Below are 12,350 nucleotides of genomic sequence, written 5' to 3'. Positions count from 1 at the left end.
GCCATAGTGCCCCGATTCATTGCTGTGTATCGGTACTTTTTGGAAAAATCATAAACGGACTTAGACATGACCAAAATTTTGATGCTGGGAACTTCCACTTCTCGCTCAATGCCGACTATCTGTTCTGATTAAAATGGTTAAACCCATTTGCTGTATCTTACATATAGGTAAGCAACAATAATAATCCAAAGTACAACGAAAATCCCTGGGTAAAACGGAATGAAGCGAACAATGAAATAAGCACCAATCACACTCACTATGACTGGCACAAGGTAAAAAAAGACTGCAATTGCCATAGAATCAGTTTCTTCATTTCTTCAGTATCTCATACAAAGCATCGGCTATAATTTCAGGCCTGTTATCTCCTGACTCTGTTTGATAAATAATCTTTGTCATGAACGGTTCAATTGTGAAGTAAAGCATTTCTAAATTTTTTTTATAAAGTAAATTATAATATTCGGAGTTCTGGAATTTTAATTTATTTGCTGCTGAGGCAGCTAGTTGAGCATTGCCATATATTGACGCGCCACTAATAAACCATGACGCAAATTTATTAACCATGTTGATATGAATTTCTTTAAAGTCACCTGAACTAATAATTAATTTTGCAATAGTTATTGCCAGTGACATATTGCTGACTTTGCCAGCCGCTTTGTTAGCTGCAAACCCTGGTTTTTCGTGTAGGAAAGGCACGAGAACATTCGCATTGTTGTTATCGATTTTTTTAAGAGTTTTCCTAAAACAAATGGAGGCCATATCGACAGTGACGTCCTGGCGATTAAAAATCTCACCTACAACCAAAAGCAATCTCTCATCTTCTCGCATCATGTCACGGCACGCGCTGCGATAGTATTCATCAGGGATAACGCAGGAACCATAGTTGATCAGGCGTTGTGCCCATTTTCGCGCTGTTGATTGTGGATATCAGATTTCCGTGGATGCTGCGTAGAGAGTTTGTGAGGTCTATTGCTAATTGTCTTTTGGACTGCATCTGTAGTTGTAAATAGGTCTGTGACATTTTATTACTCCATGCTGTATCATTTTTGCCTCATAATTGATTAATACTGATAACAAGGGCAAGTATGATGGCGGGAAAAAAACGGAAGGCATTCATTTACGTCACGACTGTTATTATTTTTTTTCTAATAATTCCTGAGTTCATTTTCCGTATACTTAGTTCCGAACATCTTTCCTGGTTGGGGTATGTAACAAGTTTTGGTGGCGTAATTAATCCTCTTCTGTCAGTGATGATTTTTATGGGTATCCTCTCCATCATGCTCGCTATTACAACGGTTTATTTTGTAGGGAAAATTTATCAAACTTTATCACAATATAAACGTAATTAATGTTCGGCTGTGTGTAATTGAATCGACACTGCGTTGATAGTGATGCTTTTGGTTGGCCTGGACTGCCTCCTGGCTATTGATGTCCACCGGGCAACGTCCACTCCTTGCTCACAGCAGACAGTTGTGTACAAAGGGGAAAGCAATCGCCTTCATTCTCTATATTGTTTTGAAAAACTCCGATTCTTGGTTTTTCACATTACCACGGCACGGGTTACTGCGTGCCAGATGAACATTTTCCAGGTATTGTACCGTCGGCAACAATATCTTGCTTTTTTCCCTCCAATATCCTGCCGCATCCATTCTCGTACGGCCTCCGGAGACAACACCAAAGGTCGCCGAACGTGGATATCGATTAATCCCTCATCAACAACTGACGTCACAATCAGAAAACCGTCAGCCTCATCGCTGCGTTAGAAGGGGACGCTGCCGATTTCCGCCATGAATATTGGCTGCCCATCAGCTTGGTGAACGAAGTAGGGCTGATTGTTGTCATCATCCTTCATCAATCCAGTGAGGGGATGATCAGACAATCGAAATATCAGGAGCCGGAGGGAAAAATGAACTGTCAATTTAGGTAATTATGTCCCCGATAATTTGAACTACACCGCAAGGGATCTGAATAATGACGGATATAGAATCTGAAACGTTTAGTAATGGTTTAGGATTATCGACTTTTTTTGGTTTGCCTTTTGTTTAAAATCATAGAGTTGTAAATCACCGTAACCCGCTACAGGGTTTCTATGACTAAATTGACAAAAATATGCTTTTCTCTCGCTAGACTCTATAACATCAAGGATGAAGGAGGGAGGATTAGCAATGATTAAAAGAGCCGCCGAAATAGATAACATCTTACTGAGCCTGAATCTATCTATTGATGCCCATTACAAGTGGTTGGTAAAAATGTTTCGCTGCGTGGCTTCTGGCGATATCACTCAGCCAGAAATTATCCATGTTAATTCCTATTATTTGTGCGAATTTGGTCAATGGATAAATAATCATCCTGCGTGTGAAGACGATGAAACAGGATATCTCTATCATATAGATAACGCGCACATCGACATGCATGTCAGTGGCCGTACTTTACTGTCGGCAATTGTCGAAAAAAGATGGCTGCCAGAACATTTTGAGCATTTTCAGGACACATTATTAGCGTTTACTGCCGCAGTGACGGACTACAAAATATACCTGCTTAATATCCGGAGCAATATGGATATATTGACGGGATTACCGGGGCGACGTCTTTTGGATGAGTCTTTTGACCGTCAGCTTGTTGAAGCCAGTCCCAGTCATTTATATCTGCTGTTATTGGATATCGATCGCTTCAAGTCCGTTAATGACACCTATGGGCATGTGATTGGTGATGTTGTGTTACGGGCGCTGGCCTCTAATCTCTCGGCATGGACCCGGGATGACGAAACGGCTTACCGCTACGGCGGGGAAGAATTTATCGTCATCATCAAAGCACAAACAGACGACATGGCTTGTCAGGCTGGAATGCGTATTTGCGACTTAATTGCCAGAAACAGCATTCCCTACCCTGGCGGCGAGATTAACATCACTGTGACCGGAGGAGTGACCCGGGCGCGACCCGGAGAACCTCTGGATGTGGTGTTGGGGCGCTCGGACCAGGCCATGTATGAAGGGAAACAAACGGGCAGAAATCGCTGCATGTTTATCGATGAACAGCAAAAAATCACCCGAATAACCCGTTGTGAGCCTGTTCACCCGATCTTTACAAAATCGGCTGTTGGCTGACATAACTCTTCATTAGAACTGTTAGTTTATATTTAACTAATTGATTAATGGAATAATAGCTGCGTTATGGAGGCCACATGAAGTTATTCGCGGGTAAAAAACGTCAAGGTAAACGCTGGAATCGTCGCCCTGAGTCTCAGGATTTACATCAGATACAGTCGCCAGGAAGGTGGGTTTCGCGGACCGCATGTTGTCAAAGTAAAAAAGGATGGAAGCGAGAATGACCCGTTTTGCTGGTTTAGTTCCGTGTTGTTTAACCTTCATTGAGATTGTCAGTGATAGGGTGTATGCGAGCCGTTGTCATCGCAGGGAATTGCCAGATAACGTATAAAGCAAAACACAAATCTATCCATGCAAGCATTGACCGCTGGTTCATCCGGCGGTTTTTTTTGCCCGTTTTTCAGGTAAAAAAATAGCCCCTTGTGCAGTGATGCAACAAGGGGCCATGTCGGTGCGTCATTATCTCCGTTCATTAGTCATCCCATTTGTGACTGAAGTACGCGGCCAGAAAGCCAGAAAATAAAATAATTCCCAGTACCGCCATAAAAACGTTCATGTTACCCAGCATATTATCTCTCCTGTTTTGATGTGTTTCCTCGTCTACCTTTATTTCATTTCGTTGATATCTATCATGGCACAATGAACTTAAACAAAAGATGAATTAGATGATGATTCTAAATTTAGCGTAAGTTTTTTCACCGCATGATGGCCAGAAATATGAAAAAACGTAACCAAAATAGCGATGTGTAGAAAGGGAGGATAACGGAATTTGCATTAATAGAGGGCAATGGCAGGTGATGTGCATCAATTTGTCACATCGCGTTGCACTTTTGCAAAGCATGACTGTTTCATGATGGTTCATTTCCTTCTTTGAATGTCTCTTCATTTGGCGTTGCCATCACGAATTTTATCTTCGTTAAATAACAACACATTGATATTGATATGCTTTAAATAGATGGCATCGATTTTGCCTTATCGCTTCTGAACATCGGTGATATGCGCTGATTTGTCTTACCGATCGCGCAGGGACTCTCAGCAAGCCAAATTTCAGGAGTGAATATATGCAGCGTCGTACATTACTAAAAGCATTTGCCCTGTCAGCCTCGGTTGTTGCAATGGGGCTGAGTTTCAGTGTTCAGGCGGCCGACACCATTAAGGTCGGCATTATGCATTCTTTATCTGGCACGATGGCCATTTCTGAAACCCCGCTCAAAGAGATGGCGTTAATGACCATTGCTGAAATTAACGCGAACGGTGGTGTTCTTGGCAAAAAACTGGAGCCAGTGGTGGTTGATCCCGCTTCGAACTGGCCGCTGTTTGCGGAGAAAGCACGCCAGTTGCTGAGTCAGGACAAGGTCGCGGTCGTGTTTGGTTGCTGGACTTCCGTCTCGCGTAAGTCGGTGTTGCCGGTCTTTGAAGAGTTGAACGGTTTACTGTTTTATCCCGTGCAGTATGAAGGTGAAGAGATGTCGCCAAACGTCTTTTATACCGGCGCCGCGCCAAATCAACAGGCTATTCCGGCCGTCGAATACCTGATGAGTGAAGATGGGGGTGGGGCAAAACGTTTCTTTCTGCTGGGGACTGATTATGTGTATCCACGCACCACCAACAAAATTTTGCGTGCCTGGCTGCATGCAAAAGGGGTCGCGGATAAAGATATTGAGGAAGTCTACACCCCGTTTGGCCACAGTGATTACCAGACCATCGTGGCGAGTATTAAGGCATTTGCCGCTGGAGGCAAAACGGCGGTGGTGTCCACCATCAATGGCGACTCCAACGTGCCGTTTTATAAAGAACTGGCGAATCAGGGCGTAAAAGCAACGGATGTTCCGGTAGTCGCTTTTTCCGTGGGCGAAGAAGAGTTGCGGGGGATCGACACCAAACCGCTGGTGGGAAATCTGGCGGCATGGAATTACTTTGAATCGATTGATAATCCAGCCAACCAAAAGTTCGTCGCAAAGTATCGGGCCTGGGCCAAATCGCATGCGTTACCTAATGCGGATACGGTGGTGACTAACGATCCGATGGAAGCCACGTATGTTGGCCTGCATATGTGGGCGCAGGCGGTAGAAAAAGCCGGTACTACCGATGTGGACAAAGTCCGCGTAGCCATGGCAGGTCAATCCTTCCCGGCACCCTCGGGCTTTACCCTGACGATGGATACGACCAACCATCATCTGCATAAACCCGTCATGATTGGCGAGATTGAAGGCGATGGACAGTTCAACGTCGTGTGGCAAACCGAAGGGCCGGTTCGCGCCCAGCCGTGGAGTCCGTATATTGCCGGTAACGACAAAAAGCCTGATCAGCCGGTTAAGACCGCCAGCAACTAAACCGATCTCTCGCCCTCTTGCGGGAGGGCCAGTTCTGGAGAATGCGCTCATGAAAGCCATGCGCTTTATTCGTGGTCTGTTGCTGATGGCGGGATTATTACCATTATGTGTTCAGGCAACCGATGCTGATACTTTTACCGCGGCCAACCGCACACAGCAGGCGACCTTACTCGAACAGTGGGCGATAACGCCGGAGGCACAGCGTTTACCGCTGCTGAAGGCGCTTGAACAGGAGCATCTTTTTGCCGACAGCGCGAAGCACGCGTTTATCCTGAACGGGACGCATGCTGTTTCGCTTGGCAGCGGCAGCGCCCCTGAAGGCGAACTGAAAAAGATTCGTCTGACCAATCGTCTGCGTGCTGCGCTGACGACGGCCATCGCGACACATCATTTTTTAAGTGACAGTGTCACTAATAGACTGTCTGCCGCAAAGGTATTACAACGGAATGCATCGCCAGCGATGTACTCTTTTTTGCAGCAGAGACTGAGGCAGGAAACGGATGAGGGGGTGAAGTCCCGTCTGGCCATTGCGCTGGCAAACCTGCAACTGACCAGTCCTCTGCCAGAAGTCAGACGCCAGGCCGTTCAGCTGTTGGCCGACTCGGATGATCCTGAAACATCGTCCCGTCTTACCCCCTTCATGAGCGCCCGGCACGAGCCGGATGCCCGTGTTCGGGCGGCAGCGGCGGACAGTTTACACACGCTGTCGCAACGAATCTGGCTAAGTGACCTGCTTGGGCAGGCGTTTATGGGATTGTCTCTGGGGGCGATTTTGTTGCTGGCTGCCCTCGGATTAGCCATTACCTACGGATTACTTGGCGTGATTAACATGGCGCACGGTGAGATGTTGATGTTAGGGGCTTACAGTACCTGGATCGTGCAGCAGTTCATGGGGCAGTGGTTCCCGCAATGGCTGACGTTTTATCCGATCGTGGCGCTGCCGATAGCATTCTTGTTTACCGCGGGTGTCGGAATGGCTCTCGAGCGTGGGATTATTCGCCATCTTTACGGGCGACCTCTGGAAACGTTGCTGGCAACCTGGGGGATCAGCCTGATGCTTATTCAACTGGTTCGTATGACGTTCGGGGCGCAGAACCTTGAGGTGGCCAACCCGGCGTGGCTTTCCGGCGGGGTTCAGGTTTATGCCAGTCTGATCTTACCGTGGAACCGTATTGTTGTGCTGGGGTTCGCGCTCTGCGTACTGTTCTTTACCTGGCTCATGCTGAATAAAACGCGCCTTGGCATGCGCATCCGAGCCGTGACACAAAATCGCAGCATGGCAGCCTGCTGCGGTGTTCCTACGGGGCGAGTGGACATGCTGGCATTCGGCCTGGGTTCCGGGATTGCCGGATTAGGCGGCGTGGCGTTATCGCAGTTGGGCAATGTTGGGCCGGAACTGGGTCAGGGCTACATCATTGACTCCTTTCTGGTGGTGGTGCTCGGCGGTGTGGGGCAACTCGCAGGGAGCGTGGCGGCGGCGTTTGGGCTGGGGATTTTTAACAAAATTCTGGAGCCGCAACTCGGCGCGGTGCTCGGCAAAATCGCCATCCTGGTGATGATCATTCTGTTTATTCAAAAACGTCCCCAGGGGTTATTTGCACTGAAAGGGAGGATCATTGACTGATGACGATGCCAATGACATTTGCACTGGCGCGTAAGGCGCCACGGGCGACAACTATTATCGCCACGATCCTCCTTCTGACGTTGACAGTGCTGCCGTTTCTGGCTCTGTTGCCCGCAGACCATCCGTTGGCGCTCCCTGTCTGGACGTTGACGCTGGCGGGGAAAATGCTTTGCTATGCCGTTGTAGCGGTGGCGCTGGATCTGGTTTGGGGGTATGCCGGAATGCTGTCACTGGGGCACAGTCTTTTTTTCGCCCTCGGCGGATACGCGATGGGGATGTATTTGATGCGCCAGGCATCTGGCGACGGACTGCCTGCTTTTATGTCGTTTCTGTCCTGGAATGAACTGCCGTGGTACTGGTGGGGAACACAACATTTTGCCTGGGCGATGTTGCTGGTGGTTCTGGTGCCTGGCGTGCTGGCGCTGATCTTCGGTTTTTTTGCCTTTCGTTCAAAAATCAAAGGGGTCTATTTTTCCATTATGACTCAGGCGTTGACCTTTGCGGGGATGCTGCTGTTTTTCCGCAATGAAACAGGGTTTGGCGGTAATAACGGTTTTACGGGCTTCACCACGCTACTTGGGTTTCCGGTGACGGCGGTCGCTACCCGGATAGCATTGTTTCTCGCGACGCTCCTTTTGCTGGTGCTGGCACTGTGGCTGGGTAGTGTCCTGGCGCGCAGTAAATTGGGTCGCGTGCTGACTGCGGTACGAGATGCCGAAAATCGGCTGATGTTTTGTGGCTACGACCCGCGTGGATTCAAGCTGCTGGTGTGGACGCTTTCTGCGGTGCTGTGTGGGATGGCGGGCGCGTTGTATGTCCCGCAGGTGGGGATCATTAACCCTGGCGAAATGTCGCCGACCAACTCTATCGAAGCGGCGATTTGGGTCGCGCTGGGCGGACGAGGAACGCTGGTGGGGCCGGTGATTGGCGCGGTCGCTGTCAACGGCGCGAAAAGTCTGTTCACGGTCATTATACCGGAATACTGGCAGCTCTTTCTGGGGCTGATTTTTATTGTCGTGACCCTGTTTTTGCCCCGGGGCGTCATGGGGCTGTTTCATAAGGGAGAGAAATGATGCGACCCGATGATGGACTCTTCACCCGCCAGTTACCGGGCGACCGTTTTCGCGATCAAACCGACCCGGTATTGCAACTGACAGAGATTAACGTGAGTTTTGACGGTTTCCAGGCGCTGACCGATCTCACCCTGAACATCGGAGTGGGTGAACTGCGCTGCGTGATTGGGCCAAACGGTGCAGGGAAAACCACGCTCATGGATGTGATTACGGGGAAAACACGACCTCAGAGCGGGCGGGCAATTTATGATCAGTCAACGGATTTAACCTTGCTTGATCCCATCACCATTGCCCGTAAGGGGATTGGCCGCAAATTCCAGAAACCGACGGTATTTGAAGCCCTGACGGTGGAGGAAAATCTGCAACTGGCGATGAAAGACGATAAATCGGTGTGGGGAACGTTGCGGGCGCATCTTCGCGGCGAACAACGTGACCGGATTGATGAGTTACTCGTGTTGCTGAGACTGGGCGCGGAGCGCTCGCGTCGGGCCGGGATGCTTTCGCACGGGCAAAAACAGTTTCTGGAGATTGGCATGTTACTGGCGCAGGAGCCTCATTTGCTGTTGCTGGATGAACCCGCAGCGGGCATGACGGACGCTGAAACGGAATATACCGCTGAACTGTTTCGTACCCTGGCAGGTAAGCATTCGTTAATGGTGGTCGAACACGACATGGGTTTTGTGGAAACCATTGCCGATCGCGTCACGGTTTTACATCAGGGACGCGTTCTGGCGGAGGGAAGTCTGCGTCAGGTGCAGGCCAATGAGCAGGTCATTGAGGTCTATCTCGGACGCTGAGGAGGGGAAAATGCTGCAGGTGAATGCGTTGAATCAATTCTATGGTGGGAGTCACATTCTGCGCGGGGTGAGCTTTGAGGCTCATATTGGCGAAGTGACCTGCTTGCTGGGACGAAATGGCGTAGGCAAAACGACGTTGTTGAAATGTCTGATGGGACTTATCCCCGCGCGTAGCGGCAGTGTTATCTGGCAAGGAAAGGCGATAACGCATCGCAAGCCCCACCAGCGAGTTCAGGCTGGCGTGGCTTATGTTCCCCAGGGGCGGGACATTTTTCCCCGCCTGACGGTAGAGGAGAATTTGTTGTTGGGGCTCTCCCGCTTTTCCGCCCGTGAAGCCACAACCGTACCGGATGACATCTACGCGCTTTTTCCGGTGCTTAAAGAGATGAAGCACCGGCGGGGCGGCGATCTCTCCGGTGGGCAACAACAGCAGTTAGCCATTGGCCGCGCGCTGGCCAGTCGGCCGCAATTGCTGATTCTGGATGAACCTACGGAAGGTATCCAGCCGTCGGTTATCAAAGAGATCGGTCTGGTTATCTCGCAACTGGCGCGTCAGGGCGAGATGGCGATTCTGCTGGTCGAACAATTTTATGACTTTGCCGCCCAACTGGCAGACCATTACTTGTTGATGTCACGGGGCACGATTATTCAACACGGGAGGGGGGAAAATATGGACGCAGAAGGTGTTCGCGGTCTGGTGGCTATCTGAATCTAAAACCGTGCAGGTAACGCGCCTGCACGGTGGTCGATGATTTAACAGGTTACTGGCTGTTGCCAGGGTTTAACGCGCATGCCTTTTAGCATCATCAACCATGCCAGACCAATGGCGACGATCAGTACCGCAAACAACGACCAGGCGGGCAGCGTGGTTAAAATGATGCCGCTGGCTAATGGGTTGAACGCCGCGCCCAGCCAGCCAAGCGACTGCGCAGAGAAGTAGCTCGCTTTCATGCCCGCAGGCGCAATATTGTCGATCAACATATATTCCCCTGGCGCGTAGATTACTTCACCGAGGGTAAAGACAGCGGCAGAAACGCCCCACAGGATCAGGTTGTTTCCGGAGAACATAAAGCCTACCAGGCCAATAATGAAGCAAAGGGTGCCTGCCGCCATTAATGGCCGGATATTCGCGGCATTGAGCTTGCGCCCGAGGGCGTATTGCAGGCTGACTACCATTGCTGCGTTCACCGGTAAGACCACGGCGACGACCTTCTCGGCAAAATCACCGTCAGCAACGACCATCACATACTGGGAGATACAGGATGAAAACGCGCCGCCTACGAACGAGGCGAGAAACGCGGAGAGGGTAAACCAGAGCAATGCTTTATCGCGCAGCAGAACCGACGGCGACCACACGGCGGTGTTCATCCCTTCCGTTGGGGTCATTGACCGTGTTACCCATGTCTGAATAAAAACCAACGGGAAGGCAGAGCAGACGGCCGCCAGCCAGAAAGGCAGGTTAATGCTTTGCATGACCAGCAGGGTGCCGAGCGGCGGCCCAATTGTCCAGCCAATGTTGAGTACGGTGTAGTTGAGCGAAAAAATTTTGGTTTTCGCGCTGGCTGAGAGGTTATCGGCAAACCAGGCTTTCAGCACAGTGGCGAAAACGGAATAGGCGCAGTTGATCAGTGCAAACAGCAGGACCACCAGGGTGACGCTATGCACGAGCGGGATCGCGATAAACCCGAAGGCAAATGCGCAAATCGCCACCAGCATGTAGCGTTTTTTATCGAATTTATCCGCCAGAATGCCGAAGCCAAGACTGAAGATCACGCCGATGGTCAGCGCCACCGTCATCGCATAGCCAATCAGATCGACGCTCAGCGCATACTGGCGATTCAGATAAATGGTCATGAACGGTAGCGTGGCGCCACGACCAATGGTCAGTAATAACGATGAGGCGAGTAATGCAAGGGTTGACCGTCTCAGAGTGGTGTTCATTTTCCTGCCCGACAATGCGTGTTGTTTTGTTTTTGTTAACGACCAGAAAGGAATAGCACGGCAAAATTGTGATGTATACCTAATAAGTTGTTCAAAAGTGCCTCTGTTGACCTACCTGAATTAATGATCTGTTACAGGACAACAATTTCCGCTAACTTAACTTGTTTACAAAAATTTAATATTTGCAGAGGTCAGGGGATGTCACGTAAAGACGGGCTGTTGGCATTATTGGTCGTGGTGGTATGGGGGCTAAATTTTGTCGTCATCAAGGTGGGATTACACAATATGCCGCCACTGATGCTGGCAGGGTTACGTTTCCTGCTGGTGGTGTTCCCGGCGATTTTCTTTGTTGCCCGTCCTAAAGTCCCGCTCAGGCTTCTGCTGGGTTATGGCCTGACGATCAGTTTCGGGCAATTTGCGTTTCTGTTTTGCGCCATTAACTTCGGCATGCCCGCCGGACTGGCGTCGCTGGTACTTCAGGCGCAGGCCTTTTTCACCATCGTTCTGGGGGCGTTTGCCTTTGGCGAGCGTTTGCAGGGGAAACAACTGGCGGGGATCGCGCTGGCGATTTTTGGCGTGCTGGTGCTCATTGAAGCGAGCCTCAACGGTCAACATGTGGCGATGACCGGATTTATGCTCACCCTGGCTGCCGCGCTCAGTTGGGCCTGCGGCAATATCTTTAATAAAAAGATCATGTCGCGTGCGGATCGTCCGGCCGTCATGTCGCTGGTGGTCTGGAGCGCGTTAATCCCGATTATTCCGTTTTTCCTCGCGTCGCTGCTTCTGGATGGTTCTGACCGCATGATGCAAAGCCTGATCAGCCTTGATATCACGACGGTGTTATCGCTGCTTTATCTTGCCTTTGTTGCCACCATTGTCGGGTACGGAATTTGGGGCACGCTGTTGGGGCGTTATGAAACCTGGCGTGTGGCACCGTTATCGCTGCTGGTTCCGGTTGTTGGGTTGGCCAGTGCCGCCGTGCTGTTGGATGAAACGTTGACCGCACTGCAATTAATCGGCGCAGTGCTGATTATGGCGGGATTGTATATCAATGTGTTTGGCTTTCGTTTACGCAAACCGGCGCCGGTGAGAGGGTAAAAAAAAGCCCCGCAGTGACGGTAACACGGTTAGTTTAAGACTGGAATATTCGGGGCGACCACCGGGTTTGGCGTCCCTCCGGGAACCAAATCCCGGTGTTTCCCCTCATTCATTGACTTAAGTGAACCGTGTTACGCAGTGACGGGGCAAAACGAATTAGAGGTCGTACCGATTGTAATAAGGCACACCTAACTCGTCGGACTTATCGCTGCCAGCCCCCATATGATTGAAATCAAAAGGGTATTGTTCGTGCGCCGTGGGCATTACCATCACATCCTGATTGGTTTGTGTCGCGGGCTGGGCAGTTTGCTCCGCAACACTCTGGCCGGAAACGACAAGCAACAGAGCCAGCATTGCAGAAGACAAAAATTTCATGATTTCCT

At 50.1% G+C, this 12,350-nt stretch carries 13 protein-coding genes; 7 read left to right on the top strand and 6 right to left on the bottom strand.

What is annotated here, in order from left to right; translation table 11 throughout:
- Positions 1 to 309: 309 nt before the first annotated feature.
- Both CJP72_RS14795 and CJP72_RS26330 read right to left on the bottom strand, forming a co-directional pair.
- Positions 310 to 828: a hypothetical protein gene (locus CJP72_RS14795; RefSeq protein ID WP_238340085.1), complete on the bottom strand. Its 519-nt coding sequence runs from the start codon at positions 826 to 828 to the stop codon at positions 310 to 312.
- Positions 829 to 1,537: 709 nt separating this feature from the next.
- The gene (locus CJP72_RS26330; protein WP_446714969.1) at positions 1,538 to 1,726 is read right to left on the bottom strand and encodes a hypothetical protein; all 189 of its coding nucleotides are present in this window, start codon (positions 1,724 to 1,726) and stop codon (positions 1,538 to 1,540) included.
- Between the two features lie 436 nt (positions 1,727 to 2,162).
- On the opposite strand from CJP72_RS26330, the gene CJP72_RS14785 reads away from it, so the two are divergent.
- Complete coding sequence (locus CJP72_RS14785) at positions 2,163 to 3,101, top strand: diguanylate cyclase (protein ID WP_162382117.1); 939 nt, start codon at positions 2,163 to 2,165, stop codon at positions 3,099 to 3,101.
- A 272-nt stretch (positions 3,102 to 3,373) separates the two neighbouring features.
- Here CJP72_RS14785 and CJP72_RS26325 read toward each other — a convergent pair whose 3' ends face one another.
- Together CJP72_RS26325 and mgtS are read right to left on the bottom strand one after the other, a co-directional pair.
- Positions 3,374 to 3,574: a hypothetical protein gene (locus tag CJP72_RS26325; RefSeq protein ID WP_446714968.1), complete on the bottom strand. Its 201-nt coding sequence runs from the start codon at positions 3,572 to 3,574 to the stop codon at positions 3,374 to 3,376.
- Entirely contained in the window at positions 3,574 to 3,669 is a 96-nt protein-coding gene (gene mgtS, locus CJP72_RS14780; RefSeq protein ID WP_000901367.1) for a protein MgtS, read from the bottom strand. The genes CJP72_RS26325 and mgtS overlap by 1 nt, the downstream gene beginning before the upstream one ends.
- Positions 3,670 to 4,162: 493 nt before the next feature.
- On the opposite strand from mgtS, the gene urtA reads away from it, so the two are divergent.
- Genes urtA through urtE form a run of 5 tightly spaced genes read left to right on the top strand, consistent with a single transcriptional unit; the run spans position 4,163 to position 9,637 of the window.
- Positions 4,163 to 5,434 (top strand): urea ABC transporter substrate-binding protein, encoded by a 1,272-nt coding sequence (gene urtA, locus CJP72_RS14775; RefSeq protein ID WP_162382116.1) that lies wholly within the window; start codon positions 4,163 to 4,165, stop codon positions 5,432 to 5,434.
- 49 nt (positions 5,435 to 5,483) lie between these two features.
- Positions 5,484 to 7,058, top strand: coding sequence for an urea ABC transporter permease subunit UrtB (gene urtB, locus CJP72_RS14770; protein WP_162382115.1), 1,575 nt, complete (start codon positions 5,484 to 5,486; stop codon positions 7,056 to 7,058).
- Positions 7,058 to 8,131: an urea ABC transporter permease subunit UrtC gene (urtC, locus tag CJP72_RS14765; protein WP_162382114.1), complete on the top strand. Its 1,074-nt coding sequence runs from the start codon at positions 7,058 to 7,060 to the stop codon at positions 8,129 to 8,131. Before urtB ends, urtC begins: the two co-directional genes overlap by 1 nt.
- Positions 8,131 to 8,928 carry an urea ABC transporter ATP-binding protein UrtD gene (urtD, locus tag CJP72_RS14760; protein ID WP_162382150.1) on the top strand — a complete coding sequence of 266 codons (798 nt, stop codon included), beginning with the start codon at positions 8,131 to 8,133 and terminating at the stop codon, positions 8,926 to 8,928. Before urtC ends, urtD begins: the two co-directional genes overlap by 1 nt.
- Positions 8,929 to 8,938: 10 nt before the next feature.
- A complete protein-coding gene (gene urtE / locus CJP72_RS14755; RefSeq protein ID WP_162382113.1) occupies positions 8,939 to 9,637 on the top strand; it encodes an urea ABC transporter ATP-binding subunit UrtE in 699 nt (232 codons plus the stop codon).
- 44 nt (positions 9,638 to 9,681) lie between these two features.
- Here the strand turns inward: urtE and ydeE are convergent, their stop codons facing one another.
- Positions 9,682 to 10,869, bottom strand: coding sequence for an efflux MFS transporter YdeE (gene ydeE / locus CJP72_RS14750; RefSeq protein ID WP_162382112.1), 1,188 nt, complete (start codon positions 10,867 to 10,869; stop codon positions 9,682 to 9,684).
- Positions 10,870 to 11,067: 198 nt separating this feature from the next.
- Here ydeE and eamA point away from each other — a divergent pair, with 198 nt between their 5' ends.
- Complete coding sequence (gene eamA / locus CJP72_RS14745; protein ID WP_162382111.1) at positions 11,068 to 11,967, top strand: O-acetylserine/cysteine exporter; 900 nt, start codon at positions 11,068 to 11,070, stop codon at positions 11,965 to 11,967.
- A 156-nt stretch (positions 11,968 to 12,123) separates the two neighbouring features.
- Here eamA and marB read toward each other — a convergent pair whose 3' ends face one another.
- Positions 12,124 to 12,342, bottom strand: coding sequence for a multiple antibiotic resistance protein MarB (gene marB, locus CJP72_RS14740; protein ID WP_162382110.1), 219 nt, complete (start codon positions 12,340 to 12,342; stop codon positions 12,124 to 12,126).
- Positions 12,343 to 12,350 lie beyond the last annotated feature (8 nt).

The sequence above is a fragment of the Citrobacter sp. NCU1 genome (genome assembly GCF_010231475.1).
In the GTDB taxonomy this organism is placed as follows: Bacteria; Pseudomonadota; Gammaproteobacteria; order Enterobacterales; family Enterobacteriaceae; genus Citrobacter_D.
This window is presented reverse-complemented; position numbering and strand designations above follow the sequence as displayed.

Bases quoted from the DNA above. Each gene is read 5' to 3' on its own strand.
- CJP72_RS14795 (WP_238340085.1), bottom strand. From the start codon at position 828: ATGATGCGAGAAGATGAGAGATTGCTTTTGGTTGTAGGTGAGATTTTT.
- CJP72_RS14785 (WP_162382117.1), top strand. From the start codon at position 2,163: ATGATTAAAAGAGCCGCCGAAATAGATAACATCTTACTGAGCCTGAAT.
- CJP72_RS26325 (WP_446714968.1), bottom strand. From the start codon at position 3,574: ATGAACGGAGATAATGACGCACCGACATGGCCCCTTGTTGCATCACTG.
- mgtS (WP_000901367.1), bottom strand. From the start codon at position 3,669: ATGCTGGGTAACATGAACGTTTTTATGGCGGTACTGGGAATTATTTTA.
- urtA (WP_162382116.1), top strand. From the start codon at position 4,163: ATGCAGCGTCGTACATTACTAAAAGCATTTGCCCTGTCAGCCTCGGTT.
- urtB (WP_162382115.1), top strand. From the start codon at position 5,484: ATGAAAGCCATGCGCTTTATTCGTGGTCTGTTGCTGATGGCGGGATTA.
- urtC (WP_162382114.1), top strand. From the start codon at position 7,058: ATGACGATGCCAATGACATTTGCACTGGCGCGTAAGGCGCCACGGGCG.
- urtD (WP_162382150.1), top strand. From the start codon at position 8,131: ATGCGACCCGATGATGGACTCTTCACCCGCCAGTTACCGGGCGACCGT.
- urtE (WP_162382113.1), top strand. From the start codon at position 8,939: ATGCTGCAGGTGAATGCGTTGAATCAATTCTATGGTGGGAGTCACATT.
- ydeE (WP_162382112.1), bottom strand. From the start codon at position 10,869: ATGAACACCACTCTGAGACGGTCAACCCTTGCATTACTCGCCTCATCG.
- eamA (WP_162382111.1), top strand. From the start codon at position 11,068: ATGTCACGTAAAGACGGGCTGTTGGCATTATTGGTCGTGGTGGTATGG.
- marB (WP_162382110.1), bottom strand. From the start codon at position 12,342: ATGAAATTTTTGTCTTCTGCAATGCTGGCTCTGTTGCTTGTCGTTTCC.